Here is a 25,918-nt window from a genome sequence, read left to right as displayed (position 1 = left end):
TGCGGCTGGCTGGGAGGGTGGAGTCTACGCAGAAGCCATTACCGAAGGTAGACCCCTGTTCCGCCGCCGTCCCGGGCCGGGGTCAGCCGCGCGGCTGGCGCATCAGCAGGTCCCGTAGCTGCCGGGCGTGCCGGCGGCTGACGGCGAGCTCGGCGCTGCCCACCCGGACGGTGGTCGTGCCGGCGTCCAGGCGCAGTTCGTCGATGCGGCGCAGGGCGACTAGGTGGCTGCGGTGGATACGGACGAAGCCGTGCCCGGCCCAGCGCTCCTCCAGTGTGGACAGCGGGATGCGCACCAGGTGGCTGCCTCCGTCGGTGTGCAGCCGCGCGTAGTCGCCCCGCGCCTCGACGTACGCGATGTCGTCGACGGCCACGAAGCGGGTGACGCCGCCCAGTTCGACGGGGATCTGCTCGGGCGCGCCGGCCGCGACGGCGGGTTCGGCGAGGTCGCGGACGCGCCGCACCGCCTCGGCGAGGCGTTCCTTGCGGACGGGCTTGAGGAGGTAGTCGACGGCCTTGAGGTCGAACGCCTGGAGGGCGAAGCCCTCGTGGGCGGTGACGAACACGACCAGCGGCGGCCTGGCGAACCCGGCTATCAGCCGGGCGATGTCGAGGCCGGTGAGGCCGGCCATGTGGATGTCGAGGAAGACGACGTCGATGGCGTCCTCGCCGTCGGGGCCCGCCTCCAGGGCGCGGCCGATGCGGCGGAGCGCCTCGGTCGCGTCGGTGGCCCCTTCGGCGCTGCGCACCCGCGGGTCGGAGCGGAGGAGGTAGAGCAGTTCCTCCAGAGCGGGCTTCTCGTCGTCGACGGCCAGTACGCGCACCATGGTGCGGAGTGTAGGGGTGGGTCGATTGAGCGAGAAACGGCTCGGATGCGTACTCCTCGGCGTAGGGCTTCGGCGGGGCGTCGGCACGGCGTCCCGGGAGCATTCGGCACACGGACGCGTACGCGGGAATGAGGCACGCCCATGAGTCTGCGGGAGCGGCATCACGATGTCGCCGCCTATGCGCTGGGCGTGCTGGAACCGGCGGACGCCCTCAGCTGCGAGGAGCATCTGGCCCGGTGCCCGGACTGCGCGGCCTGCCTGCCGGACTTCGTCTTCGCCACGTCGGCGCTGGCGCAGCTCGCGGAGCGGGAGCCGCTGCGTCCGCCGGGGCCGGTGCGCGGGGCGGCGGCGCCGGCGGGGCGCAGGCGGGCCCGTCGTTCGCGCCGCCCGCCGGGGCGGCGGTGGCGGTCGCGGGTCGTGGGGGTGGCGGCGGCGCTGGCGGTCGCGGTGCCGGGCGCCGTGGTGCTGGCCGGTTCGGGGCCCGGCGGGGACGAACCGGGGGTGCGGCGGGCGGCGGCGACGGACACGGCGACCGGGGCGTCGGCGTCGGTCGCGCTGCGGGAGCGTGAGTGGGGCACGGAGGTCGCGCTGCGGGTGGCCGGGGTGCGGGGGCCCCATGTGTGCGAGCTGGTCGTGGTGGGGAGGGACGGTACGGCGTGGCCGGTGATGACGTGGGCGACGGACGACGGCGAGAAGCCGCTGATGGAGGGCGGTATCGCGCTGCGGCTCGGTGAGATCGAGCGGCTGGAGGTGCGGACCGCGGGCGGTGAGCGGCTGGTGTCGGTACGGCCCTGAGGGCGGTGGGCGCGGGACGGGTGACGGCGGCGGACGCGGGGGCGGGAGGCGGACGCGGGGGCCCCCGGGCTCACGCGGCCCGGTCCGGGCCTGCCGGTCCGGACCCTCCGGTCGGGTCCACTGGTCGGACCGGCGTCACTTCAGCAGGCGCGACAGGCGGCGGTCGGCGAGCGGTTTGCCGCCGGTCTGGCACGTCGGGCAGTACTGGAGCGACGAGTCGCTGAAGGACACCTCCCGGATCGTGTCACCGCAGACCGGGCACGGCTCACCGGTGCGGCCGTGGACGCGCAGCCCGCTCTTCTTCTCGGCCTTGAGCCGGCCCGCCGCGACCCCGTGCGACCGCTCCACCGCCTCGCCCAGTGTGGTGCGCATCGCCTCGTACAGCGTGGTGATCTCCTCGTCGCTGAGATTGCGCACGGGTTTGAAGGGGGACATCCGGGCGGCGTGCAGGATCTCGTCGCTGTACGCGTTGCCGATGCCGGCGATCAGGCCCTGGTCGCGCAGCGCGCCCTTGACCTGGCGCCGTTCGTCGGCGAGCAGGGCGGCGAAGGCGTCGCGGTCGAAGCCGGGCGCGAGCGGGTCGGGGCCGAGGCGGGCGACGCCCGGGACGTCGGCCGGGTCGTGGACGAGGTGGACGGCGAGGCGCTTGGTGGTGCCCGCCTCGGTGAGGTCGAACCCGTCGCCGCCGGTGAGGGCGACGCGCAGCGCGAGCGGGCCCTTGCCGGGCCGGGGCGGTCCGGACGGCAGGACGTCCCGCCACTGGAGCCAGCCGGCCCGGGCCAGGTGGATCAGGAGGTGGAGCCCGCCCGCTTCGATGCCGAGGAACTTGCCGTACCGGCCGACGCCGGTGACGGTGGTGCCGTCGAGCGCCGACAGCGGCGGGTCGTACGTCTTGAGCACGCTGATGGCGACGGGGAGGGCGCGGGCGATCTCCTTGCCCACCAGGTTCCCGTCGAGGAACTCGCGGAGGGCTTCGACCTCGGGCAGTTCGGGCATGGTTCCAGCCTGCCGCAGCGCGGCCCGGCGCGCCGCCCCGGCCGGGCCCGGCGGGTCAGTAGTCCGGTCGCTCCGGCCCGTCGGTGGCCTTGACGAGCGCGGTGAGTTCGTCGGCCATGGCGGCGGCGAGCCGGTCAGCGTCGGGCACGGCCCTGCCGTCGGCGACGATCCCGGTGTGGACGCGGCCGCCGTAGGGGGACATCGCCACGGCCAGCGCGTGGCCGCGGGCGAGCGGGGCCATGGGGTGCAGGGAGCGCAGCGGGTGGCCGCCGAGGGAGAGGGTGGAGCGGGGCAGCGGCACGTTGGTGACGAGGACGTCGAAGAGCATCCGCGCCGCGCCCGAGGCCAGCGGCGCCCCGAACCGGTGGGCGAGCGGCGGGAGCTGGTCGGCGAGGACGGCGACCGCCCCGGCCCCGCGGGTCGGCCCGGCCGCCTTGTTGCGGTCCATGCCGCGGCGTACGGAGCCGAGCCTGCCCAGCGGGTCGGGGTCGGCGACCGGGAGGTCCAGGAGGTAGGCGGAGAAGGTGTTGCCGGGGCCGTGCGCGCCGCCGGGGCGCCGCCGGGAGACCGGCACGAGGGCGCGCGGGTCGGCGGTGGGCAGCGGCTCGCCCCGCTGCGCCATCCACTGGCGCAGGGCCCCGGCGGTCACGGCGAGCAGGACGTCGTTGGCGGTGCCGCCCACGGCGCGGCGGACCCGGCGCACCTCCGCCAGGTCCAGGTCGACGGTGGCCAGGCGCCGGGTCCCGCTGGGGCCGGCGGTGAGCGCGGGCGTGCCGCGGGGGTCGAGGCGGCCGGCCCGTACGACGGAGGCGCCGACGCCCAGGGCGCGGCCGAGTTCCTCGACGCGGCCGCGTGCGGCGCCCGCGACGGTCAGCGGGCCGGGCAGCCAGGAGCGGGGCGGCACGGGCCGGGGGCGGCGGCGGGGCGGCCGGGCGCCGGCGATCTGGTCGAAGATCCCGGCGCCGATGGCGACCGCCCGCATCCCGTCGGCGAGCGCGTGGTGCAGCTTGACGAGCACGGCGAAGGGCCCGCCCGGGGCGCCGGTCAGCAGGTACATCTCCCAGGGCGGCAGTCCTCGTTCGAGGGGACGTTCCATCAGCTCCCCGGCGAGCCGGGTGGCCCGGTCGGTGAAGCCGCCGGGGTCGTCGCCGTCCGGCAGGGGGAGGTGCCGGACGTGCCGGCGTACGTCGAAGGTCTTGTCGGCGCTCCAGACGGCGCCCCCGACGGGCAGCAGGACGTCACGGACGCGCATCCTGAGCCGGGGGACGGCGGCGGCGCGCTCGGCGAGCAGGTCCAGCACGGTGCCCGGCCCGTCGGGACCGTCCGGGCCGGGGTCGAAGCGGGCGAGGGCGCCCAGGTGCATGGGGTGCCCCGCCGTCTCCAGGTGCCAGAAGGCCAGGTCGAGGGGTGCCAGCGGCTCACTGCTCAAGGGGTCCCCATGTCGTGGAGTGCCGGGTGGCGCGGAGGGCCGTCGGGACGTGCCTGAGGGCTCCGGGAAGGCCGTCAGTCAATCGCCTCCGGTCGGTCACGGTCAAGGACGAACACCTCACTCACCGTCAACATCCCGTGTCGTCCGGGTTTCGGGCCGGTCCGGGACCGTGAACTCGCACCAGACGCACTTGCCGCTGCCGCGCGATTCCACGCCCCACACGTCGGCCAGCCGGTCGACGAGCAGCAGGCCCCGGCCGGAGACGCCCGAGAGGCCGGCCTCGCGGCGGCGCGGCAGGGCACTGGACCGGTCCTCGACCTCGGCCCTGAGGCGGCGCTCGTGCCCGGCGAGCATCCGGAGGGTGACGATCGCGCCCCCGTCGGTGTGGAGCAAGGCATTTGTGATGAGTTCGTCCGCGACCAGCTCGATCTCGTCGGCCCGCTCCTCCGCGCCCCAGGCCCGTACCGCCGCCCTGATCATGTGGCGGGCCGCGGTGAGTGCCTCGGGGTCGCTCTGGGCCACGTGCTGCTGGAGCCGTCCGCCGGCCTGCGGGGTGTAGCCGCCCCTGCGGCGCAGCAGCAGGACGGCGACGTCGTCGTCCCCGCCACGCTCGTCGACCACGTCGCACATGAGGTCGGCGAGCTCCTGGAGGTCGTCCGGCCCGTCGTGCACGAGGGCGGCGAGCCACTGCATGCCCTCGTCCAGGTCGGCGCCCGGCTGCTCGACCAGTCCGTCGGTGTACAGCACCAGGGCCTGTCCCGGGTCCAGTTCCAGGATGGCGACGGGGTAGTCGAGCCGCCCGAACTCCGCCGACAGGCCGAGCGGCATCCCGCCCGGCACGGGCAGCCGGCGGCAGCTCCCGTCGGTGTCCCGCAGCAGCGGGTCGACGTGGCCGGCCCGTACGACCTGCACGACGCCCGTCGCCAGGTCGGCCTCCAGGTACGTGCAGGTGGCGAACCGGTCGGTGTCGAGTTCATGCAGGAAGGAGGAGGCCCGCGCCATCACGGTGGCGGGCGTGTGCCCCTCCGCCGCGTACGCCCGGAGGACGATGCGGAGCTGGCCCATCACGGCGGCGGCGTGGGTGTCGTGTCCCTGGACGTCCCCGATGACGGCGCCGACCCGCCCGCCGGGCAGCGGGATGATGTCGTACCAGTCGCCGCCGATGTCCCGGCCGAGGCGGGCGGCGCGGTAGCGGACGGCGATCTGCGCGCCGGGGATGTCGGGGATCCGGCGCGGGAGCATGGCCTGCTGGAGCCCCTCGGCGAGGTCGTGCTCCTGCTCGAAGAGCATGGCGCGCTGGAGGCTCTGGGCGATGCTGCTGCCGAGGGCGACGAGGACGTTGCGGTCCTCGGGCGAGAAGCCGTTCTTGTCGTTGTAGAGCAGGCCGAGGGCGCCGATGGGCCGGGCCTGGGCGATCAGCGGCAGGTAGGCGGCGGAGGTGATGCCCAGCCCGCTGATGTTCGGCCACAGGATGGGATAGGAGGCGGCGAAGTCCTCGGGCGACTCGATGAAGCGGGGCGCGAGGGTGCGGACCACCTCACTCATCGGGTACTGCTCGTCCACCCGGGTGTAGCGGGTGCCGGGGACGAAGGATCCTTCGGGGCCGTCGGCGACCAGGTGGATGCGGCCCGCCTCCAGCAGCCCCATCACCAGACTGGTGGCGCCGAGGTGTTCCAGCCCGTGCGAGTCCTTGAGCACGTCGATGACGTCCTGGACGGTGCGGGCGTGGGCCAGGGCGGCGGTGGTCGATTCGACGACGCTGGTCTGGCGGCGGCGCTCCTCGTCCACCTCGCGGCGCGCGGTGGATTCGGCGAGTTCCTGGGTGGCGTCGCGGACGATGCCGATGATGCGGCGCGGGCGGCCCGTCTCGTCGCGCCGGATGAACCCCTGGGTGTGCGTCCAGCGCAGACCGCCGTCGCGGGTGCGGATGCGGAAGTAGGTGCCGTAGTGCGTGCCGCCGCTCTTGAGCGCCTGCGCTACCATCCCGTCGAGGCGGACGGACTCGCTGGGCGGCACCCGGGGGGCGAGGCTCTCGGGCCGCCCGTCGTACTCCGTGGCATCCACCTGGAACACGGCGAGGGCGGTGCCGTCCATGTGCATGAGCCCTGTGTCGAGGTCCCAGTCGAAGCTGCCCATCCGGTTGAGGGCCAGGCTCTGATCCGGGTGGGCGGGCCAGTCCTCGGGGAGCGACAGGGCATCCGCTGCCGGATCAACCATGGAGCCACTCTGCCATCATTTGTCGGGTTTTTCGACCGGTCGGGGAGTCATCAGCCCTCGTAGAGCTCCGGCTCGGCGGGCACGTCGGCCGGCACCTCGATGGGCGCGTCGGGCGGCCCGCCGGGGCCGGAGGGCTGCTCTCCGGGGTCTCCTCCCCCGTCCGGTACGCCGGGACCGTCGGGTACGCCGGGCGCGTCGGGGGCACCGGGTGCGTCCGGGGCACCGGGTGCGTCGGGCATGCCGGGCGCGTCGGGTGCGGGCGGCTCGCCACCGGAGCCGCCGGGGCCGCCTGGACCGTTCGGGGCGTCCCGGCCGTCCGGGGCGTCCGGCACGACCGGCGGTGGCGGCGGGGGCGGCGGCGTGGGGCAGCCGTGCGGGACCGTGCGGCCGCCGTCGGTCGAGGTCGGGCAGTCGGCCGGTGCGACGGGAACGGGCTGCCGGGGCTCCGTCGGCGCGGGGAGCGCCGGGAAGTCGCGCTCACCGGGGGCGTAGGGCGGCGGCGCCTCGGGCTTCCGGTCCCGGTTCCCGCCGGTGCCGGTGAGGCGTTCGAGCCAGGTGTGGTCCAGAAGGTTCACGATGAGCAGGCTGTGGACCACCTGCTCGGTGGGGCTGATCATCACGACCCGCCCGGGGTCGTAGCCGGCCCAGACCCTGCCCCTGCCGACGGCGGCCGCGGCGGACCCGGGCGCCCCGGCGGCCTCGCGGGCGAGGACCGGCGACCGCAGCGGGGCCCCCGACGCACAGCGGACGCGCGGCGCCCCGTACTGGTCCACCAGCACGGCGGTGCCGGCCTGGAGGACGGACGGGAAGGGGAGGGCGGAGCCGTCGCGGTAGCCGTGGGCGGTGACACGGGTGTCGGCGCTCAGCACCACGGGGGTCAGGCCGCGCAGCCAGGAAGCGGTACGCGCCGGCCCGATGCCGGCCGCCTGTGCGAAGGCGTGGACCTTGGTGTCGTCCTCGGTCAGCAGGCGGACCTGACGCTCGACGTCGCAGCTTGGGGCGGAGGGGACGCCGCCGTAGAGGCCGGGCGTGGAGCCGGTCACGGCACGCGGGCCGCCGCCGTCCGCCGCCCGGCGGGCATGCGGGGCCGAGGCACCACGCGGGGGGCGGCGCGCCGTCGACGCGGTGAAGGGGTGCGGCCCGCGGTCGCCGGCCGGCTGGAGGCGTACGTCCCGCGCGTCCGCCACCACCCGGGTGCCGGTCGCCGCGCCCCCGCCGCCGCCCCCGGAGCCACCGCAGCCCGTGAGCAGCAGCACGGCGGCCAGCAGCATGACGGCGGGCACGGTGGCGGGCACAGCGACGGGCACGACCGCGGGCGCCGCGGGCGCGGCGTGCGGGCGGCGACGACGTATCGGTGAACGCACGCGATCCTCCCTCTCCAGTGGTTCCTGTCTGCCGGATGCCGGGCCGGCCCGCAACCGGAGGCGCCGCGACCCGAGGCGCCGCGAAAGATCGCCACGGGGTGGGCACCGGCCGATACTGGAACCGATGGAGTGGTTCTGGTTCACCTCGTCCGACTACTGGCTGAGCCGGCTGGTCTTCCAGCGGGCGCTCGCCGGGGTCTATCTGGTCGCCTTCCTCTGCGCCGCCCTCCAGTTCCGGGCGCTGATCGGCGCGCGGGGCATGCTCCCGGTGCCCGCGTACCTGCGCCGCGTCCCGCCCCGGGCGGCGCCCAGCGTCTTCCACCTGCACTACTCCGACCGGTTCTTCGCGCTCTGCGCCTGGGCGGGCGCGGCGCTGTCGGCCGCGCTCATCGCCGGGGCGGGGGACGCCGTGCCGCTCGCGGTCGCCATGCTGATGTGGGCGGTGCTGTGGGGGCTGTACCTGTCGATCGTCAACGTGGGGCAGACCTGGTACGGCTTCGGCTGGGAGTCACTGCTCCTGGAGACGGGCTTCCTCGCCGTCTTCCTCGGCAACGAGGACACGGCCCCACCGGTGCTGGTGCTGTTCCTGCTGCGGTGGCTGCTGTTCCGGGTGGAGTTCGGGGCCGGCCTGATCAAGCTGCGCGGCGACGCCTGCTGGCGCGACCTGACCTGCCTGTACTACCACCACGAGACCCAGCCGATGCCGGGGCCGCTGAGCTGGTTCTTCCACCACCTCCCCAAGCCCCTGCACAAGGTGGAGACGGCGGCCAACCACGTCACGCAGCTCGTCGTCCCGGTGCTGCTCTTCACCCCCCAGCCGGTCGCGAGCGCGGCGGCCGGCCTGATCGTCCTGACCCAGTTGTGGCTGGTGCTGTCGGGCAACTTCTCCTGGCTGAACTGGATCACGATCGTGCTCGCCCTGTCGGCCGTGGACGGGTCCCTGGTGACGGACGCGCCCGCGCTCCCCCGCCCCCCGCTCTGGTACGGGATCCTGGTCATCGGCGTCACCGCCCTGGTGCTGTTCCTCAGCCGGCGACCGGTGCGCAACCTGCTGTCCCGCCGCCAGGCCATGAACCGCTCCTTCGACCCGCTGCACCTGGTCAACACCTACGGGGCCTTCGGGACGGTGGGCAGGATCCGGCACGAGATCGTGATCGAGGGCACCGACGAGCCGACCGTCCACCCCGGCACCGTGTGGCGCGAGTACGAGTTCAAGGGCAAACCGGGCGGGGTACGACGGCTGCCGCGCCAGTTCGCCCCGTACCACCTGCGCCTGGACTGGATGATGTGGTTCGCGGCGCTCTCCCCCGCGTACGCGTACGGCTGGTTCGGGCCCTTCGTGGAGCGGCTGCTCGAAGGGGACCGCGACACGCTGCGGCTGCTGCGCCACAACCCCTTCCCGGACGCCCCTCCCGTACGGATCCGGGCCCGGCTGTACCGCTACCGGTTCACGACCTGGCGGGAACTGCGGGAGACGGGCGCCTGGTGGCACCGGACGTACGTGCGGGACTTCCTGCCGCCCACCCGGCTGTCTTGACCCCGGTGCGGCCCGGTACGGCGGGGAGCACGCACGCGTGCCCCCCGCCCTGTGGGGGCGGGGGGCACGGGGTGCACGGTGGGAACCGGCGCGCGCATCACGCGGCGCGGCCCCCGGCCGTCAGTCGATGCCGGGCAGGATGTGCGGCTCGGCGAGGTCCTCCTCGTAACCGGCCAGCCGGATCGGGGCCGAACGGGCCCACACTTCGAGGCTTCCGAGGGTGTCGGGGCCGGCGGACCTGTCTCCGCGTTCCGTCGGCCGCTGCTCCTGCTTCATGAGTTCTGGTGTCACCGCGCACTCCTTCGTGTCGCGAACCTATGAGGACATGTACTGCCGTTCGGTCGCGGTGGCGCCGGTACTCGGGCGGAAACGCGGCCTTGGTGCAGGCCTGTCCCCGAGGCCCGCCTGAGGGGGTTTCGTGGATCCCTGGCGGCGGGCCGTTCGCCTCAGGTTAACCAAATGAGCGTGCTTCCGCTCGATGGAACGCGTCACATGGACAGGATCCGGACACGCTGCCCGCTTCCGGACACGGCGCGCCGGACCCTGTGGCCTTCACCACTTGGCGGGCGCGTAGTCCTTCAGGAAGCAGCCGTACAGGTCCTCGCCCATCTCGCCGCGCACGATCGGGTCGTACACCCGGGCCGCGCCGTCGACGAGGTCCAGCGGGGCGTGGAAACCCGCCTCGGCGAGCCGCATCTTGTCCGGGTGCGGCCGCTCGTCGGTGATCCACCCGGTGTCGACCGCGGTCATCAGGATGCGGTCGCTCTCGAACATCTCCTGGGCGCTGGTGCGCGTGAGCATGTTCAGGGCGGCCTTGGCCATGTTGGTGTGCGGGTGGCCGGCGCCCTTGTAGCCGCGGCTGAAGACGCCCTCCATGGCGGACACGTTCACCACGTACGTGCGCCGCGCGGAGGAGGCGGCCATCGACCGGCGGAGCCGGCTGATGAGGATGAACGGGGCCGTGGAGTTGCAGAGCTGGACTTCGAGAAGTTCGACCGGATCGACCTCGGAAACGGTCTGGATCCAGCTGTTGGTGTCGTGCAGGTCCGGCACCAGGCCGCCCGCGTCGATCGCGGTGCCGGCGGCGATGCGCTCGAGCGACGCCGAGCCGCTCACCAGGGCGAGCTCGGTGACGTCCTGCGCGGTCAGCCCGTCCCCGCTCCGGGGCGAGGGCAGCGCGGCCATGGTCTCCACGGCGCCGCTGCCGAAGGTGCCGATGACCTGGGCGGGCGGCAGCTCGCCCGCGGGCAGCGGGGCGGACTCGGCGGCGACCAGCTCGCTGTACGCCTGCGGGGAGCGGCGTACGGTCTGGGCCGCGTTGTTGATCAGGATGTCCAGGGGGCCCTCGGCGGCCACCGAGTCGGCGAGGGCGACCACCTGCGCCGGGTCGCGGAGGTCGATGCCCACGATCTTCAGGCGGTGGATCCACTCGTCGCTGTCCGGCATCGCCTTGAAGCGGCGGATCGCGTCGTTGGGGAAGCGGGTGGTGATGGTGGTGTGGGCACCGTCACGCAGCAGCCGCAGCGCGATGTACATGCCGATCTTGGCGCGGCCGCCGGTGAGCAGGGCGCGCCGGCCCGTCAGGTCGGTGCGGGCGTCGCGCCGGGCCCGGTTCTCGGCGGCGCACTTCTGGCAGAGCTGGTGGTAGAAGGCGTCGACCTCGACGTACCGGGTCTTGCAGATGTAGCAGGAACGGGGGCGCTGGAGCACGCCCGCGATCTCGCCGACGACGGAGGAGGACGGCAGCAGGCCCTGCGTCTCGTCGTCGATCCGCTCGGCCGAACCGGTCGCGGTGGCCTCGGTGACCGCCTTGTCGTGGGCGGTCTTCGCGGCCCGGCGCTCCTGGCGGCGGCGCTGCTTCACCGTGCGGTAGACGCCGGCGGTGGCCCGGCGGACGGCGATGGCGTCCGGGTGGTCGACGTCGATCGTGTCGAGCTCCTCGAGGACGCTCAGGCAGACGGCCAGGCGCTCGGGGTCGATTCCCGGCCCGTACGCCTGGTTCTCTTCAGTCACCGTCATGGCCGCTGCCGTTCCTCGATCACTCGTATGCCACGTTTACTTTTCAAAAGCAGAACTTTACGTCAGCGGGGGGCCCGCCCGCCAAACGGCCGTCCGCCGGGGGCGGGGGCGGCCTTGTACTCCCGTACTACGACGGCAGTAGGAGCGAGAGGGTGCCCAGGGACGACGACGCGGGACGGTGCCGCCCGACATCGTTGCCCCATGACCTCCCTCGCGCTGTCCGTCCTGCTGTCGCTGGCCTCGGCGGTCGCGTACGCGGCCGGGGCGATCGCGCAGGAGCGCGTCGCCGCGGCCGCCGTGCCCGCGGCGTCCTCCGCCACCTGGTGGGCGGCCGTCGCGCTGAACGGCGGGGGTGCCGCGCTGCACGTGGTGGCCCTGGCGTACGGCCCGCTGAGCCTGGTGCAGCCGCTGGGGGCGTCGACGGTCGTGTTCGCCCTGCCGCTGGCCGCGCTCCTGGCCGGGCGGCGGGCCGGGGCCGCCGCGTGGCGCGGCGCGGTCATGGCGACGGGCGGGCTCGCGGGGCTGCTGGCGCTGGCCGGGAGCGGCGGCGGCCGGCCGCTGGACGGTGGCGACCGGCCGGTGCTGGTGGTGGCGGTGACCGGGGCGGTGGCGGCGCTGGCGCTGACGGCCCGGGGCGTGCGCCGCCCGGTGGTGCGCGGCGTGCTGCTGGCGGCGGCGGCCGGCGGGGCGTTCGGGATCGGGTCGGTGTTCACCAAGGCGGTCGCGGCGGACCTCGCGGCCGGGGTGCCGCCGGCGCGGTGGCCGGACCGGTGGCCGGATCTGGTGGCGGTCGCCGCGCTGGCGGCCGCCGGGCTGCTGCTGTCCCAGGCGGCCTACCGGGGCGCCGGACTGGCGGCGCCCCTGGCGACCGTGACCGTCGTCAACCCGGTGGCGGCCGCCGCCGTCGGCGTCACCCTGCTCGGCGAGCAGTTCCGGTACGGGGTGACCGGCACCGTCCTCGCGCTGGGGTGCGGTGTGGTGGCGGCGGGCGGGCTGGTCCTGCTCAGCGCCGTGCCGCCGCCGTCACAGCCGGACGCCGCCGGCTCGCAGGTAGGCGAGCGGGTCGATGTCGGAGCCGTACCCCGGCCCCGTGCGCACCTCGAAGTGGAGGTGCGGCCCGGTGCTGTTGCCGGTCGACCCTGACCGGGCGATCCGCTGGCCGCCGGTGACCCGCTGCCCCTCGCGGACGGTGAGCGCGGAGAGGTGGGCGTACTGGCTGTACTTGCCGTCCTCGTGGCGGATGACGACCTGGTACCCGTACGCTCCGCCCCAGCCGGCCGAGACGACCCGGCCGGACGCCACGGCCTTCACGGCGGTGCCGGTCGGGACCGGGAAGTCCACGCCGGTGTGGTAGCCGCTGGACCAGGAGGATCCGGCCTTGCGGTAGGCGGTGCTGGGCCCCGCGTCGACGGGGGCGCTGAAGCCGGCGGTCCGGGGCCTGGGCGCGGCCGGCCTCGCGGTCGCGGGCTTGGCGGTGGCGGGCTTGGGCGCGGGCTTGGCGGTGGCGGGTTTCGCGGGCGCGGGCCGGGGAGCGGCCGGTCTCGCGGTCGGCGGCTTCGGGGCCGCGGTCGGCGGCTTGGCGGGCACGGGTCTGGTGGTGCCGGGCCGGGGGGCGGTGGTGCGCAGCGTGAGTCTCTGCCCGGGCATGATGATGTCGGGGTCGCCGCCGATGACCGTGCGGTTGTCCTCGTACAGCCGCTGCCAGCCGCCCCTGACCCTCTTCGCCTCGGCGATGCCGGACAGCGAGTCGCCGCGGGCCACGGTGTAGCTCTCGCGCTTGCCGGGGACGGTGGTGGGCGTGGCGGGCGGTGTCCTGGTCGCCCGGGGCTCGGTCCCGGCCCGTGACCTTTCGGCCGCCGGTCCGCCGCCGCGGGGCGCGATGTCGGGCGCGTCGCCGCCGCGGGTGAGGCCCGCCTTGACCGAGCAGGCGGGCCAGGCGCGCGGACCCTGCCCCTTGAGCACCTTCTCGGCGATGGCGATCTGCTGGTCCTTGGTCGCGAGGTCGGCGCGCGGCGCGTAGCGCGTACCGCCGTACGCCTCCCAGGTCGACTGGGTGAACTGGAGCCCGCCGTAATAGCCGTTGCCGGTGTTGACCTTCCAGTTGTTGGTCGACTCGCAGGCCGCGACCTTCTCCCAGACGTCCACCGAGGCCGCGTGGGCGGCGCCCGCTCCTATCAGGGGCAGCGCCATTCCGGCGCCGCTCGCCGTGACGGTGAGCGATGCCCGGTTGATGCGACTCGGCTGGTACCGGCGGTGTCGTCCGCGTACGGCCATGGGTCGGTCCCCCCCTTGCACACGTCAGCAGCGGCCCAAGCTAGAGGTACCTGACAGGCGGTGACAAGGGGGCGCGTGTTTCGTCAAATGCCCGTTCGGCGCCGGGCGTTGGGGGCCGGCCGGTGAACGTCCAGCTCGCACGGCACGTATGCAGGCGTACGCGGGCACGAAAGTCCGCGCCGGAAACCAGGAGTACGCACATGAGTGGCACTGCCCAGATCGGCGTCACCGGGCTCGCGGTCATGGGCCGCAACCTCGCGCGGAACCTCGCCCGCAACGGCCTCACCGTCGCCGTGCACAACCGGACGCCCGCGCGGACGGAGGCGCTGGTGGCCGAGTTCGGGGACGAGGGCTCCTTCGTGGCCGCGAGGAGCGCCGAGGAGTTCGTCGCGGCGCTGGAACGGCCGCGGCGGCTGGTCGTCATGGTGAAGGCGGGCGGGCCGACGGACGCGGTGATCGAGGAGTTCGCGCCGCTGCTGGAGCCGGGGGACGTCATCATCGACGGCGGGAACGCGCACTTCGCCGACACCCGGCGCCGGGAGAGCGCGCTGCGCGAGCGGGGCATCCACTTCGTCGGGGCGGGCATCTCGGGCGGTGAGGAGGGCGCGCTGCACGGGCCGAGCATCATGCCGGGCGGGCCGGCCGAGTCGTACGCGTCGCTGGGTCCGCTGCTGGAACGGATCGCCGCCCGGGCCCCGGACGGCACTCCGTGCGTGGCGCACGTCGGCCCGGACGGTGCCGGGCACTTCGTCAAGATGGTGCACAACGGCATCGAGTACGCCGACATGCAGCTGATCGCGGAGGCGTACCAGTTGCTGCGCGAGGTGGCGGGGTACGCGCCCGCGAAGATCGCCGACGTCTTCCGCGGCTGGAACGCGGGACGGCTGGAATCGTACCTGATGGAGATCACGGCGGAGGTCCTCGCGCACGCGGACGCGGCGACCGGCCGGCCGTTCGTCGACGTCGTGGCCGACCGTGCCGAGCAGAAGGGAACGGGACGCTGGACGGTGCAGATCGCGCTGGACCTGGGAGTGCCGGTGCCGGGCATCGCGGAGGCGGTGTTCGCCCGTTCGCTGTCCGGGCACGCGGAGCTGCGGGAGGCGTCACGGGGCCTGCCCGGCCCGGCGGCGGAACCGCTGGACGTGGCGGAGGCGGAGCGCTTCGCCGCGCGGGTGGAACAGGCGCTGTACGCCTCGAAGGTCGTCTCCTACACGCAGGGCTTCCACCAGGTGCGGGCGGGCAGCGAGACGTACGGGTGGGAGGTGGACCTGGCGGCGGTGGCGTCGCTGTGGCGGGCCGGGTGCATCATCCGGGCGGCGTTCCTGGACCGGATCCGGGGCGCGTTCGCCGCCCGGCCCGGGATGGTGAGCCTGCTGGCCGACAGGGGCTTCGCGGAGGAGGTCGGGGAGGCCCAGGACGACTGGCGCGAGGTGGTGGCGACGGCGGCGCGGCGGGGCGTGCCGACGCCGGGGTTCTCGGCGGCGCTCGCCTACTACGACGCGCTCCGGGCGCCGAGGCTGCCCGCCGCCCTGATCCAGGGCCAGCGGGACTTCTTCGGCGCCCACACGTACCGGCGGACCGACCGGGACGGCTCGTTCCACACCCTCTGGGGCGACGCCGACCGCAGGGAGGTGGCGGGGGGCTGAGGCCTCGCGCCTCGGCGGAGCGACCCCGGCGGCCCCGGTGCGGGGCCGCCGGGGCGGCGCCCGTGCGGGTCGGCGGGGTCAGCTCGCGGGGCCGGGCTCCGGTTCCGGGCCGGGCACCGGGTCGGGACCGGGCGGCTTGGGCACCGGGTCCGGGGCCGGTCCGGGCGGCGGGGGCCCGGGGTGCGGCGGCGCCGGAGGCACCGGCCCGGGGGCGGGGCCCGGTTCGGGGCCGGGCGGGCCGGGCTGGGGCACGGGCGTCGGCGGCACCGGGTCCGGCGGGCCGGGCGGCGGTGTCGGCGCGGGCGGTACGGGGTCGGGCGGGTACGGGTTCGGGCTGGTCATGACGGGCTCCCTCGACGGTTCGACCGTGCACCTTCCAGGTTCTCCCGCTGCGCGTTCCCCCGCCCGACGGGATCACTCATCAGGACCACCCGCCCCGGCACCAGGGTGAACGCGACCCGCGCCGGCCCCTCGCCCGCGTATCAGCAGCGCGCCGCCGGAACGCCCGCGCGTCAGCCGCGCGCAGCCGGAACGGCCTGCGGGCTCCGCGCGGTGCCGCTCCCGGGAACCGGCTCCGAGGCGTCCGACCCGAGCTGCACGATCCTGTTCGCCCCGTCCACGTGCACCACCCGCGGCACCAGCGCCCGCGCCTCGGCGTCGTCGACCTGGGCGTAGCTGATCAGGATCACCAGGTCACCGGGGTGCACGAGGTGCGCGGCGGCGCCGTTGATCCCGATGACACCGGACCCCCGCTCGCCCTCGATGACGTACGTCTCCAGACGCGCCCCGTTGTCGATGTCGACGATGTGCACGAGCTCGCCCGGCAGCAGGTCGGCCGCCTCCATCAGCTCGGCGTCGACGGTGACGGACCCGACGTAGTGGAGGTCCGCCTGGGTGACGGTGGCGCGGTGGATCTTGGACTTGAACATGGTGCGCAGCATGTTGAACTCCTGAAAGACGGCTCCCTGCCTGCTTTGTGCAGGTCAAGGGCGTCCTTCACTCTACAACTGGCACGCGCCCGACTCGAAGACTGTGAGGAACATCGCTTCCCTCTGACGAGGAGGCTTCCTGCCTGTGCGGGCCGGCCGGCTCCGGGGTACCCGGCGCGACGGAGCGTCAGCCCGGGCGGGGGCCGCTCTCGGTGTCGTTGGGGTCGACACCGGTGAACGCGGTGTCGTCCTTCGTACCGGAGGGGCGTCCGGAGCGGCCCTTGCGGCCGGTGTCCCGCATGCCCTTCTCCGTCTTCTCCCCGTACTCCTCACCCCGCGCGGTGCCGCTCTCGGCCTTGTCGCCGGGCACCGAGGCGCGCTCCTCCTTGGACCTCTTACGGCCCGCGCCGGGTGGCGGGGCGTCCTCCGCGTGGAAGGAGCGACGAGCGCTGGGGTTCTCCTGCTGTCGGGTCTCGTCGACATCGGGGGACCAGCCGTGGTGCTCGGTCCCCTGGTGCCGGCTCGGCCCCTGGTCGCGTGACGGCTTCGATGGCTTCTGTTCCTTGGGCATGCGCCGACCTGCCTGTCCGCTGCGGTGGAGGCACGTCTCCCGTGCCAGGGCAGTAAGGATTCTTCCACTCCTCCACAAAAACGGCATATCGACCGCATTCGGAGGGACGGCCGGTCACGGGGCGCCCATGCCGACCATGTGGCACGAACCCGCGACCCGTACGAGTGATGCACGGGATTCGTGTCGACGTCCGGTCGAGCCCGTGGCGGAGCATCTCAGGCAGCCGGTTCGCGTCACCACCGACCGCCGCACCCTGGGAGGGGTCGCCATGCGCATCCTGCTCGTCGCCAGCGCCTACAACAGTCTCACCCAGCGCCTGCACGCCGAGCTGCGCGAGCGGGGGCACACCGTCGCCGTCGAGGTGACACCGAACAGCGGTGACGTACGGGCCGCCGTCGACCGGCACGTGCCCGAGCTGGTGGTGGCGCCCATGCTGAAGGCGGTAGTACCGCGTGACGTGTGGACGGCCCGGACGTGCCTGATCGTGCACCCGGGGCCCGTGGGCGACCGGGGGCCGTCCTCCCTGGACTGGGCCGTCCGCGAGGGCGCCGGCGAGTGGGGCGTCACCGTGCTCCAGGCGGAGGAGGAGATGGACGCCGGGCCCGTGTGGGCGACCGCGACGTTCGCCGCCCCGCCGGTGGGCAAGAGCGATCTGTACCGCAACGAACTCGCCGACGCGGCCGTCGAAGCGGTGCTCCTGGCGGTCGGACGCTTCGCCTCCGGCCAGTACGTTCCTCTCGACCAGAGCACCCTCCCCAAGGCGGCGGGCGCGCGCACCAGGCCCCCGATGCGCCAGGCGGACCGGCGTATCGCATGGACCGACGACACCACCGACACGGTGCTGCGCACCCTGCGTGCCGCCGACTCCCAGCCAGGTGTCCTGGACGACCTCCTCGGCGGCGAGTGGTTCCTCCACGGCGGCCACCCCGAGCACGGGCTGCGCGGTCGCCCCGGCGAGCTGCTGGCGACCCGGGCGGGCGCGATCTGCCGGGCCACCGCCGACGGGGCGGTGTGGATTCCCGAGCTGCGGGCGCGCACCGGCCCCGGTGCACCGCGCGCCTGCAAGCTGCCCGCCACCCTCGCCCTGAGGGACTGCCCGGGACTGCCGGACCTGCCCGAGCTGCCCTCCCCCGCACTCCCGCCCGCCGACCACGACAGCACCTGGTCGGACATCCGGTACCGGGAGGACGGCCCGGTGGGCGTCCTGTCGTTCTCGTTCCCGGGCGGCGCGATGTCCACCGGGCACTGCCGGCGTCTGCTGGACGCCTACCGGGCGGCGTGCGCCCGGCCCACCACCGTGCTGGTCCTGGGCGGCGGCCGGGACTTCTTCTCCAACGGCATCCACCTGGGCGTCATCGAGGCCGCGGCCGATCCGGCGGCCGAGTCGTGGGCCAACATCAATGCCATGGACGACCTCGTCGAGGCGATCCTCACCACCACCGACCGCCTCGTCGTCAGCGCGATCGGCGGCAACGCCGCCGCCGGGGGCGTCATGCTCGCCCTGGCCGCCGACGAGGTGTGGTGCCGCTCGGGGTCGGTGCTCAACCCGCACTACCGGCGTATGGGGCTGTTCGGCTCGGAGTACTGGACCTACAGCCTGCCCCGCCGGGTGGGCGCCGCCATGGCCGAACAGCTCACCCAGGAGGCGCTCCCGGTCACCGCCGCCCGCGCCCAGGACATCGGTCTGATCGACCGCGTGGTCGAGTGCGCCCCTTCGCGCTTCACCGCGGAGGTCACCGGGCTGGCCTCCCACCTCGCCGCCTCCGCACGCGCCCAGACGCTCCTCGCCGCGAAGAAGGAGGAGAGCGAGCACCGGGAGGCCGTCACCCCATTGGCGGACATCCGGAAGCGGGAATTGGCACGCATGCGGGACATCTTCCAGAACCCCGCCGCCCCCTACCACGCGCTGCGCAGGGCCTTCGTCCGCAAGGAGCCGGGCGCCGCCGAACGGACCGCCGCGGGTGCGAGGAGCGCACCGCTGGCGGACTCTTAGCCCGGTAAAGGCTTACTCGAGCGGTTTTGCCGTTTGCCTCCCCAAGGAGGGCTTCGATGAACACAGCGTCGCCGACCACGGTCGAACAGTCGGGCACTTCCGGAGCGCCCGATGCCGAGGAGAAACCGATCCACATCCTCTGGATCAACGCCGGGCTGAGCTGCGACGGTGACTCGGTCGCCCTCACGGCCGCCATGCAGCCCAGCATCGAGGAGATCGCCCTCGGAGCACTGCCCGGCCTGCCCAAGATCGCCGTGCACTGGCCGCTGATCGACTTCGAGTGCGGGCCGGTGAACGGGGCGGACACGTTCATCGAGTGGTTCTTCAAGGGTGAGCGGGGCGAGATCGACCCGTTCGTCCTGGTGATCGAGGGGTCCATCCCGAACGAGGCGATCAAGCAGGAGGGTTACTGGTGCGGATTCGGTGACAACCCGGACACCGGCCAGCCCATCACCACCAGCGAGTGGATCGACCGCCTGGCCCCCAAGGCTCTCGCCGTGGTGGCGATCGGCACCTGTGCCACCTACGGCGGCATCCACGCCATGGCCGGAAACCCCACGGGCGCCATGGGCGTGCCCGACTACCTGGGCTGGGACTGGAAGTCGAAGGCGGGCATCCCCATCGTCTGCGTACCGGGCTGCCCCATCCAGCCGGACAACTTCGCCGAGACCCTGACCTACCTGCTCTACCAGGCGGCGGGGTCGGCACCGATGATCCCGCTCGACGACAAGCTGCGCCCCACCTGGCTGTTCGGAGCCACGGTCCACGAGGGCTGCGACCGGGCCGGCTACTACGAGCAGGGCCAGTTCGCGATGGAGTACGACTCGCCCAAGTGCCTGGTGAAGCTGGGCTGCTGGGGCCCCGTCGTCAAGTGCAACGTGCCCAAGCGTGGCTGGATGGCCGGCATCGGCGGCTGTCCGAACGTGGGCGGCATCTGCATCGCGTGCACCATGCCCGGCTTCCCCGACAAGTTCATGCCGTTCATGGACGAACCTCCTGGCGGAAAGTTCTCCAGCACCGCCAGCGGAGCCTACGGCGCGGTGATCCGCCGCCTCCGGACGATCACCGCCCGGACCGTGGACAAGGAGCCCAAGTGGCGGCACACGGGCCGGGAGATCACCACCGGCTACCGGCCTCCGTGGTGATCGCGCCCGGCACGGCATCCGCTCCACGCCCCCGCTCCCTCCCCGGCTCACTTCCCGGCCCCCTCCCCCGCTCACAGCGCTGACCGAAGGGCATCACAGACACAATGGCGACCTCGACGACGTCCGGTGACGGCACCGGCCTGGTGGAGATGGCGTGGGACCCGATCACGCGGATCGTGGGCAGCCTCGGCATCCACACGAAAATCGACTTCAAGCAGAAGCGGGTCGCCGAGTGCTACAGCACCTCGTCGGTCTTCCGCGGCTACAGCGTCTTCATGCGGGGCAAGGACCCGCGCGACGCGCACTTCATCACCAGCCGCATCTGCGGCATCTGCGGTGACAACCACGCCACCTGCTCGGTGTACGCGCAGAACATGGCGTACGGGGTGAAGCCGCCCCACCTCGCCGAGTGGATCATCAACTGCGGCGAGTCCGCGGAGTTCATGTTCGACCACAACATCTTCCAGGAGAACCTGGTCGGGGTCGACTACTGCGAGAAGATGGTCCGCGAGACCAACCCGGGAGTGCTCGAACTCGCCGAGCGCACCGAGGCACCGCACGCCGCCGACCACGGCTACCGCACGATCGCCGACATCATGCGCTCGCTCAACCCCCTGGAGGGCGAGTTCTACCGCGAGGCGCTCCAGGTCAGCCGGTACACGCGGGAGATGTTCTGCCTGATGGAGGGCCGCCATGTGCACCCCTCCACCCTGTACCCGGGCGGCGTCGGCACCATCGGGTCCGTACAGCTCTTCACGGACTACATGTCCCGGCTGATGCGGTACGTGGAGTTCATGAAGCGCGTCGTGCCCCTGCACGACGACCTGTTCGACTTCTTCTACGAGGCGCTGCCCGGCTACGAGGAGGTCGGCCGCCGGCGCGTGCTGCTCGGCTGCTGGGGGGCGTTCAACGACCCCGAGTACTGCGACTTCAGCTACGCCAACATGACGGACTGGGGCCGGCGGATGCTCGTCACCCCCGGGGTGATCGTGGACGGCAAGCTGGTCACCAACGACCTCACCGAGATCAACCTCGGCATCCGGATCCTGCTCGGCAGCTCCTACTACGAGGACTGGGCCGGTCAGGAGCAGTTCGTCACCCACGACCCGCTCGGCAACCCGGTCGACCCGCGGCACCCGTGGAACCAGCACACCATCCCCGCCCCGCAGAAGCGGGACTTCAACGACAAGTACAGCTGGGTGATGTCCCCGCGCTGGTTCGACGGCAAGGACTACCTGCCGCTGGACACGGGCGGCGGCCCCCTCGCCCGCCTGTGGTCGACCGCGCTGTCCGGACTCGTCGACATCGGGTACGTCAAGGCCACCGGCCACAGCGTCGTCATCAACCTGCCCCGTACGCTCACCAAGCCGGAGACCACCTTCGAGTGGAAGATCCCCCGCTGGAGCAACGCCCTGGAGCGCAACCGCGCCCGCACCTACTTCCAGGCATACGCCGCTGCCGTCGCGCTGCACTCCGCCGAGATGGGCCTCGCGGAGGTGCGCGCCGGGCGCACCCAGACCTGGGAGAAGTTCGAGGTGCCGGACGAGTCCATCGGTGTCGGTTTCACCGAGGCGGTACGCGGGGTCCTGTCGCACCACATGGTCATCCGGGACGGCAAGATCGCCAACTACCACCCGTACCCGCCGACCCCGTGGAACGCCTCCACCCGCGACACCTACGGAACGCCCGGACCGTACGAGGACGCCGTGCAGAACACGCCCATCTTCGAGGAGAACCCGCCGGAGAACTTCAAGGGCATCGACATCATGCGTGCCGTGCGCAGCTTCGACCCGTGTCTGCCCTGCGGTGTGCACATGTACGTCGGTGACGGCAGGACCGTGAAGTCCATGCACGTCCCCACCGGCCTGAGCGGCCTGGCCGGATGAGCGGCGCCCCCGGCGTGGGCGCCGCGCCCTCGGTGTCCGCCGCGCCGCCCGCGTCCGGCGCGATGAACGCGGAGACGGCCGGCCGGCTGGTCGAGGAGGTCCTCGACCGGCTGGCGGACTCCGGCGACCGCGCGGCGTGCGAGGCCGCCGAGGAACTCGTACGGGTCCTCATGGAGTTCTACGGGGCCGGGCTCGCCCGCGCGGTCGAGCTGGTCGGACGTCACCCCGACGCCACGGCCCGCGACACCCTCGCCGCCCTCCTCGGCGACGAACTCGTCGCGGGTCTGCTGGTCCTGCACGGGCTGCACCCGGACGACGTGCGCCGCCGCATCGACCGCGCCCTCGACGGCCTCCCCCACCCGGTCGAGACCGTCGGCTTCGACGCCGCGACCGGCGTGCTGCGCCTGCGGCTCACCGGGTCGGCGGGCTGCGGTTGCGCCGGCACCCGGGAGGGCATCGAGCAGGCGGCGCGGGACACCGTCGCGTGCTTCGCGCCCGAAGTGACGGCGGTGGAACTCCAGGAGGCCGCCCGGGAGCCCGCGCTCCTCCAGATCGGCGCCGGCCCGCCACACGCCGTCGGCGGCGGCCGCTCACCGGCCACGGCCCCGTGAGCGCGCCCGGAGCCGGGACGGCCCGCAAGAGCCCGCACCGGCCGGACACGGCACCCCACCCGGGCCCACCCGACGCCAGCACGGCACCCCACCCGGGCCCACCCGCCGCAAGCACCGCGGCCCCCGCGAGCCCACCCGACGCAGACACCGCGGCCCTCCGGGGCACGCACCCGGTCGGCGCGGCGCGGGCGGGGCGGGGGCCCGGATCGCGGGGGCTGCGGCGTTTCGTGGGCCCGCCCCCGCCCCGTGAGGAGCGGTGCGAGCTGTGCGCCGTGCCTCTGACCGGCGAGCGTCACCGGCACCTCGTCGACACCGAGAAGCGGGCGCTGGCCTGTGTCTGTGCCCCCTGCGCCCAGTTGCTGGACGGCTCCGGCGGGGCGGGGGGCCGCTTCCGCGCGGTCCCCGGCCGCTACCTGAGCGACCCGGGGCACGGCATCGACGAGCAGTCCTGGGATCACCTGCGCATCCCCGTCGGCGTCGCGTTCTTCTTCCGCAACTCGGCGCTCGACCGGCTCGTCGCGCTCTACCCGAGCCCGGCCGGGGCGACCGAGAGCGAGCTGGACCCGGCCTCCTGGCAGGCCGTCCTGGCCGGTTCGCCGCTGGCGGGACTCCTCGAACCCGACGTGGAGGCGCTGCTGCTGCGCCGCCACGAGGGCTCGGTGGAGTGCTTCCTGGTGCCCGTCGACATCTGTTACGAGCTGGTGGGCCGCATGCGCCTGCGGTGGCAGGGCTTCGACGGTGGCGCGGAGGCCCGTGCCGACCTGGACGCCTTCTTCGCCCACGTACGCGACCGTGCCCGTGACGTCCGAGGGAGCGGGTCATGACCGACTTCACCTTCACCTGCACCGGGGTGCGCGCCGACCCGTACGCGGCGGGCCCCACCCTGGTGTTCCGGCTGCGCGTCACCGCGTCCGAGCGGGCCCGCGTCCACGCGCTGGCCCTGCGCTGCCAGATCCGCATCGAGCCCGTCCGGCGCGGCTACGGCGACGCCGAGGCCACGCGGCTGACGGACCTGTTCGGTGAGCGGTCGCGCTGGGGCAGCAGTCTGAACCCGGTGCAGTTCGCCCAGGTCTCGGTGATGGTTCCCGGCTTCACCGGGGAGGTCGAGACCGACCTGGTGGTGCCGTGCACCTACGACATGGACATCGCCTCCACCCGTTACTTCCACGCCCTGGAGGAAGGGGAGGTGCCGCTGCTGATGCTGTTCTCCGGCACCGCCTTCACCGGCGCCGGCGGCTTCCGCGTCGAGCCCGTCCCCTGGGACAAGGAGGCCGCTTTCCGCATGCCGGTGAAGACCTGGCGGGAGATGGTCGACCAGCACTTCCCGGGTTCCGGCTGGATCCGGCTGCCCCGGGACACCATGGACGCGCTGCTCGCCCACCGGTCGCGGCGCGCCCTGCCCTCCTGGGAGGCGACCGTCGAGGCGCTCCTCGACGCGGCCGGGGAGAGGACACCATGACGACGATCACGACCACGACCACGTTCTCCCCGGGGACCGAGGCACGGCTGGCCGTGGCACGCCAGGTCGCCGACGCCGTGCTCTTCGAGGGGTACGTGCTCTACCCGTACCGCGCGTCGGCCGCCAAGAACCGCCTGCGCTGGCAGTTCGGGGTGCTCGTGCCACCGGCCTGGACGGCGCGGGCCGACGAACACGACTTCCAGCACACCGAACTGCTCATGGAACCCCGACGGGGAGCCACGCTCGCCGTCGAGGTCCGCTTCCTGCACACGCAACGGCGCACCGTGCAACGGGTGCGCCCGGACGGCACCTTCGAGACGGTGGGCGAACTGCGCCTGGACGACCAGGTGATCGTCCCGTGGGACGAGGGTCATGAGCAGGTCGTCCGGCTCACCGTTCCGGTGGACGGCCTGGTGGGCGAGGGCATCGTCATCCCGTTCACCCGCCCGGCGTCCGAGGAGACCGAACCGGTCCCGGACTCCACCGGGCAGGTGGTGGGCCGGCTCGTGCGCCGTCGCGAGGAGGTCACCGGTGCGCTGCGGATGTCGACGAGCGAGCTGGAAGGCCCGTACCGCACGCACCGCCTGAGCCTGGTCGTGGAGAACACCAGCGACTGGACGCCGGACGGCGACGCGGACCGCGACGCGGCGCTGCCCCGGTCCCTGGTCGCCAGTCATACGCTGCTGTGCCTGGACTCGGGGCGTTTCCTGTCGATGACGGACCCGCCGGAGTGGGCGCGGGGAGCCACCGCCGCGTGCCGCAACCTGCACACCTGGCCGGTGCTGGCCGGCGAGCCGGGCGGCGGCGACCTGGTGCTCTCCTCGCCGATCATTCTGGAGGACCACCCGGCGATCGCGCCCGAGAGCCCCGGCGCGCTGTACGACGCGACGGAGATCGACGAGATCCTGGCGCTGCGCACCGCCGCCCTGACCGACGAGGAGAAGCGCGAGGCCCGGGGTACGGACGTGCGGGCGGCGGCCGTCATCGAGCTGGCCGACTCCATGCCACCGGAGGTCCTGGAGCGCCTGCACGGCGCCGTGCGCGGCCTCCGTGAGGTGACCGCGCCGGCCGTCGCGGCGAACGTCTCCGTACCGTCCGACCCCTTCGGGCAGAGCGGGGTCACGCGGCCGGACACCCCCTGGTGGGACCCGGGCGCGGACGCGTCCGTGGACCCGGCCACCGACCACGTCCTCGTCGGCGGACGGCCGGTACGGGCCGGCAGCCGCGTCGTGCTGCGTCCCCGGCTGCGCCACAGCGACGCCCAGGACCTGTTCCTCAGCGGCCGGCTCGCCCTGGTGGAAGCGGTCCTGCACGACGTGGACGGCGGCGTGCACATCGCGGTCACCGTCGACGACGACCCGGGCGCCGACATCCGCCGTGAGCAGGGCCGCTTCCTCTACTTCCAGCCCGACGAGGTCGATGTCGCGGAGGACACGTGATGGCCCCCACCCGGCCCCGTCCGCGCACGCTGGTCGCCGGGGCGGGGAACATCTTCCTCGGCGACGACGGCTTCGGCGTCGAGGCGGCACGCGTGCTGGCCCGTCAGGATCTGCCCGCCGGTGTGGAGGTCGCCGACATCGGCATCCGCGGCGTCCACCTGGCGTACCAGTTGCTCGACGGGTACGACACCCTCGTCCTCCTGGACGCGACGGCGCGGGGCGGTGAGCCGGGGACGCTGTACGTGATCGACGCCGCCGAGCCGGGCTCCCGGCAGCCGGCCGAAGGCGTCCCCCTCGACGGCCACCGCATGTCCCCCGACGCCGTACTGGCGCTGCTGGACAGCCTGTGCGCGGGTACCGGTGCCACCCCACCGGGACGCACCCTGGTCGTGGGCTGCGAGCCCGCCACCGTCGAGGAGGGCATCGGGCTCAGCCCGCCCGTGGCCGCCGCCCTCCCGGAGGCGGTACGCCTGGTGACCGAACTGGTCACGGAACCGGTCACCGAACCGCTCCGCGGCGAAGCCGTCGCCGGAGACCGACCCGCCCGCGCGACACCCCCACACCGACCTTCACGGAGAGCACCATGAACAAGCGCCTCATCGGCGGTGCGGCCGCCGCCACCGCCACCGCCGCCGCGCTCGCGGCCATCGTCGTGAACGTCCTGCCCGACGTCCGGCGCTACCTTCGCATCCGCCGGATGTGACCCACCGGCCGGCGCCCGTCGCCGGCCCGGCGGACCCGGCTGGGCCGAACGGCCCACGCAGCCGTGTGACCCCGGCGCG

23 protein-coding genes are annotated in these 25,918 nt (G+C 73.8%); 13 read left to right on the top strand and 10 right to left on the bottom strand.

Going from position 1 to position 25,918, the window contains the following annotated elements; translation table 11 throughout:
* Positions 1-82: 82 nt before the first annotated feature.
* On the bottom strand, positions 83-826 hold the full coding sequence (locus tag ACF068_RS29500) for a LytR/AlgR family response regulator transcription factor (protein WP_392277353.1): 744 nt from the start codon (positions 824-826) through the stop codon (positions 83-85).
* Positions 827-967: 141 nt separating this feature from the next.
* Here ACF068_RS29500 and ACF068_RS29495 point away from each other — a divergent pair, with 141 nt between their 5' ends.
* The gene (locus tag ACF068_RS29495; protein WP_392277352.1) at positions 968-1,621 is read left to right on the top strand and encodes an anti-sigma factor family protein; all 654 of its coding nucleotides are present in this window, start codon (positions 968-970) and stop codon (positions 1,619-1,621) included.
* A gap of 135 nt (positions 1,622-1,756) precedes the next feature.
* On the opposite strand, the gene ACF068_RS29490 is transcribed toward ACF068_RS29495, so the two are convergent.
* From ACF068_RS29490 to ACF068_RS29475, 4 genes are all read right to left on the bottom strand, one after another.
* Positions 1,757-2,617 (bottom strand): Fpg/Nei family DNA glycosylase, encoded by an 861-nt coding sequence (locus ACF068_RS29490; RefSeq protein WP_392277351.1) that lies wholly within the window; start codon positions 2,615-2,617, stop codon positions 1,757-1,759.
* Positions 2,618-2,672: 55 nt separating this feature from the next.
* Entirely contained in the window at positions 2,673-4,046 is a 1,374-nt protein-coding gene (locus ACF068_RS29485) for a wax ester/triacylglycerol synthase family O-acyltransferase (protein ID WP_392277350.1), read from the bottom strand.
* Between the two features lie 117 nt (positions 4,047-4,163).
* Positions 4,164-6,263: a SpoIIE family protein phosphatase gene (locus ACF068_RS29480; RefSeq protein ID WP_392277349.1), complete on the bottom strand. Its 2,100-nt coding sequence runs from the start codon at positions 6,261-6,263 to the stop codon at positions 4,164-4,166.
* A 50-nt stretch (positions 6,264-6,313) separates the two neighbouring features.
* Entirely contained in the window at positions 6,314-7,627 is a 1,314-nt protein-coding gene (locus tag ACF068_RS29475; RefSeq protein ID WP_392277348.1) for a DUF6777 domain-containing protein, read from the bottom strand.
* A 124-nt stretch (positions 7,628-7,751) separates the two neighbouring features.
* Between ACF068_RS29475 and ACF068_RS29470 the strand changes: the two genes are divergently transcribed.
* Positions 7,752-9,164 carry a lipase maturation factor family protein gene (locus ACF068_RS29470; RefSeq protein WP_392277347.1) on the top strand — a complete coding sequence of 471 codons (1,413 nt, stop codon included), beginning with the start codon at positions 7,752-7,754 and terminating at the stop codon, positions 9,162-9,164.
* Positions 9,165-9,284: 120 nt separating this feature from the next.
* Here the strand turns inward: ACF068_RS29470 and ACF068_RS29465 are convergent, their stop codons facing one another.
* Positions 9,285-9,455, bottom strand: coding sequence for a hypothetical protein (locus ACF068_RS29465; protein ID WP_392277346.1), 171 nt, complete (start codon positions 9,453-9,455; stop codon positions 9,285-9,287).
* A 261-nt stretch (positions 9,456-9,716) separates the two neighbouring features.
* Positions 9,717-11,183, bottom strand: coding sequence for an SDR family NAD(P)-dependent oxidoreductase (locus tag ACF068_RS29460; protein WP_392277345.1), 1,467 nt, complete (start codon positions 11,181-11,183; stop codon positions 9,717-9,719).
* A 201-nt stretch (positions 11,184-11,384) separates the two neighbouring features.
* Between ACF068_RS29460 and ACF068_RS29455 the strand changes: the two genes are divergently transcribed.
* A complete protein-coding gene (locus ACF068_RS29455; RefSeq protein ID WP_392277344.1) occupies positions 11,385-12,326 on the top strand; it encodes a DMT family transporter in 942 nt (313 codons plus the stop codon).
* On the opposite strand, the gene ACF068_RS29450 is transcribed toward ACF068_RS29455, so the two are convergent.
* Positions 12,207-13,457 carry a transglycosylase family protein gene (locus ACF068_RS29450; protein ID WP_392277343.1) on the bottom strand — a complete coding sequence of 417 codons (1,251 nt, stop codon included), beginning with the start codon at positions 13,455-13,457 and terminating at the stop codon, positions 12,207-12,209. The genes ACF068_RS29455 and ACF068_RS29450 overlap by 120 nt on opposite strands.
* A 200-nt stretch (positions 13,458-13,657) precedes the next feature.
* Between ACF068_RS29450 and gndA the strand changes: the two genes are divergently transcribed.
* Positions 13,658-15,103, top strand: a complete 1,446-nt coding sequence (gene gndA / locus ACF068_RS29445) for an NADP-dependent phosphogluconate dehydrogenase (RefSeq protein ID WP_392277342.1) — start codon at positions 13,658-13,660, stop codon at positions 15,101-15,103.
* Positions 15,104-15,615: 512 nt separating this feature from the next.
* Here the strand turns inward: gndA and panD are convergent.
* Positions 15,616-16,044 (bottom strand): aspartate 1-decarboxylase, encoded by a 429-nt coding sequence (gene panD / locus ACF068_RS29440; RefSeq protein WP_392277341.1) that lies wholly within the window; start codon positions 16,042-16,044, stop codon positions 15,616-15,618.
* 175 nt (positions 16,045-16,219) lie between these two features.
* The gene (locus ACF068_RS29435) at positions 16,220-16,603 is read right to left on the bottom strand and encodes a hypothetical protein (protein ID WP_392277340.1); all 384 of its coding nucleotides are present in this window, start codon (positions 16,601-16,603) and stop codon (positions 16,220-16,222) included.
* A gap of 268 nt (positions 16,604-16,871) precedes the next feature.
* Here ACF068_RS29435 and ACF068_RS29430 point away from each other — a divergent pair, with 268 nt between their 5' ends.
* From ACF068_RS29430 to ACF068_RS29390, 9 genes are all read left to right on the top strand, one after another.
* Positions 16,872-18,596 (top strand): hydrogenase maturation protein, encoded by a 1,725-nt coding sequence (locus ACF068_RS29430; protein ID WP_392277425.1) that lies wholly within the window; start codon positions 16,872-16,874, stop codon positions 18,594-18,596.
* A 56-nt stretch (positions 18,597-18,652) separates the two neighbouring features.
* The gene (locus ACF068_RS29425; protein ID WP_392277339.1) at positions 18,653-19,741 is read left to right on the top strand and encodes a hydrogenase expression protein HypE; all 1,089 of its coding nucleotides are present in this window, start codon (positions 18,653-18,655) and stop codon (positions 19,739-19,741) included.
* Positions 19,742-19,845: 104 nt separating this feature from the next.
* Complete coding sequence (locus ACF068_RS29420; protein ID WP_392277338.1) at positions 19,846-21,627, top strand: nickel-dependent hydrogenase large subunit; 1,782 nt, start codon at positions 19,846-19,848, stop codon at positions 21,625-21,627.
* Entirely contained in the window at positions 21,624-22,238 is a 615-nt protein-coding gene (locus ACF068_RS29415; protein WP_392277337.1) for a hypothetical protein, read from the top strand. The genes ACF068_RS29420 and ACF068_RS29415 overlap by 4 nt, the downstream gene beginning before the upstream one ends.
* Positions 22,239-22,453: 215 nt before the next feature.
* A complete protein-coding gene (locus ACF068_RS29410) occupies positions 22,454-23,062 on the top strand; it encodes a DUF5947 family protein (RefSeq protein ID WP_392277424.1) in 609 nt (202 codons plus the stop codon).
* A complete protein-coding gene (locus ACF068_RS29405; RefSeq protein ID WP_392277336.1) occupies positions 23,059-23,697 on the top strand; it encodes a DUF6084 family protein in 639 nt (212 codons plus the stop codon). Before ACF068_RS29410 ends, ACF068_RS29405 begins: the two co-directional genes overlap by 4 nt.
* Positions 23,694-25,136, top strand: a complete 1,443-nt coding sequence (locus ACF068_RS29400; RefSeq protein ID WP_392277335.1) for a hypothetical protein — start codon at positions 23,694-23,696, stop codon at positions 25,134-25,136. The genes ACF068_RS29405 and ACF068_RS29400 overlap by 4 nt, the downstream gene beginning before the upstream one ends.
* Positions 25,136-25,723, top strand: a complete 588-nt coding sequence (locus ACF068_RS29395; protein WP_392277334.1) for a hydrogenase maturation protease — start codon at positions 25,136-25,138, stop codon at positions 25,721-25,723. Before ACF068_RS29400 ends, ACF068_RS29395 begins: the two co-directional genes overlap by 1 nt.
* Entirely contained in the window at positions 25,720-25,839 is a 120-nt protein-coding gene (locus tag ACF068_RS29390; RefSeq protein ID WP_392277333.1) for a DUF6893 family small protein, read from the top strand. The genes ACF068_RS29395 and ACF068_RS29390 overlap by 4 nt, the downstream gene beginning before the upstream one ends.
* The last annotated feature ends 79 nt before the right edge of the window (positions 25,840-25,918 follow it).

Origin of the sequence: Streptomyces sp. NPDC016309 (assembly GCF_043077235.1) — a bacterium.
In the GTDB taxonomy this organism is placed as follows: Bacteria; Actinomycetota; Actinomycetes; order Streptomycetales; family Streptomycetaceae; genus Streptomyces.
This window is presented reverse-complemented; position numbering and strand designations above follow the sequence as displayed.

Bases quoted from the DNA above. Each gene is read 5' to 3' on its own strand.
- ACF068_RS29500 (WP_392277353.1), bottom strand. From the start codon at position 826: ATGGTGCGCGTACTGGCCGTCGACGACGAGAAGCCCGCTCTGGAGGAA.
- ACF068_RS29495 (WP_392277352.1), top strand. From the start codon at position 968: ATGAGTCTGCGGGAGCGGCATCACGATGTCGCCGCCTATGCGCTGGGC.
- ACF068_RS29490 (WP_392277351.1), bottom strand. From the start codon at position 2,617: ATGCCCGAACTGCCCGAGGTCGAAGCCCTCCGCGAGTTCCTCGACGGG.
- ACF068_RS29480 (WP_392277349.1), bottom strand. From the start codon at position 6,263: ATGGTTGATCCGGCAGCGGATGCCCTGTCGCTCCCCGAGGACTGGCCC.
- ACF068_RS29470 (WP_392277347.1), top strand. From the start codon at position 7,752: ATGGAGTGGTTCTGGTTCACCTCGTCCGACTACTGGCTGAGCCGGCTG.
- ACF068_RS29460 (WP_392277345.1), bottom strand. From the start codon at position 11,183: ATGACGGTGACTGAAGAGAACCAGGCGTACGGGCCGGGAATCGACCCC.
- ACF068_RS29455 (WP_392277344.1), top strand. From the start codon at position 11,385: ATGACCTCCCTCGCGCTGTCCGTCCTGCTGTCGCTGGCCTCGGCGGTC.
- ACF068_RS29450 (WP_392277343.1), bottom strand. From the start codon at position 13,457: ATGGCCGTACGCGGACGACACCGCCGGTACCAGCCGAGTCGCATCAAC.
- gndA (WP_392277342.1), top strand. From the start codon at position 13,658: ATGAGTGGCACTGCCCAGATCGGCGTCACCGGGCTCGCGGTCATGGGC.
- panD (WP_392277341.1), bottom strand. From the start codon at position 16,044: ATGCTGCGCACCATGTTCAAGTCCAAGATCCACCGCGCCACCGTCACC.
- ACF068_RS29435 (WP_392277340.1), bottom strand. From the start codon at position 16,603: ATGCCCAAGGAACAGAAGCCATCGAAGCCGTCACGCGACCAGGGGCCG.
- ACF068_RS29430 (WP_392277425.1), top strand. From the start codon at position 16,872: ATGCGCATCCTGCTCGTCGCCAGCGCCTACAACAGTCTCACCCAGCGC.
- ACF068_RS29425 (WP_392277339.1), top strand. From the start codon at position 18,653: ATGAACACAGCGTCGCCGACCACGGTCGAACAGTCGGGCACTTCCGGA.
- ACF068_RS29420 (WP_392277338.1), top strand. From the start codon at position 19,846: ATGGCGACCTCGACGACGTCCGGTGACGGCACCGGCCTGGTGGAGATG.
- ACF068_RS29415 (WP_392277337.1), top strand. From the start codon at position 21,624: ATGAGCGGCGCCCCCGGCGTGGGCGCCGCGCCCTCGGTGTCCGCCGCG.
- ACF068_RS29405 (WP_392277336.1), top strand. From the start codon at position 23,059: ATGACCGACTTCACCTTCACCTGCACCGGGGTGCGCGCCGACCCGTAC.
- ACF068_RS29400 (WP_392277335.1), top strand. From the start codon at position 23,694: ATGACGACGATCACGACCACGACCACGTTCTCCCCGGGGACCGAGGCA.
- ACF068_RS29395 (WP_392277334.1), top strand. From the start codon at position 25,136: ATGGCCCCCACCCGGCCCCGTCCGCGCACGCTGGTCGCCGGGGCGGGG.
- ACF068_RS29390 (WP_392277333.1), top strand. From the start codon at position 25,720: ATGAACAAGCGCCTCATCGGCGGTGCGGCCGCCGCCACCGCCACCGCC.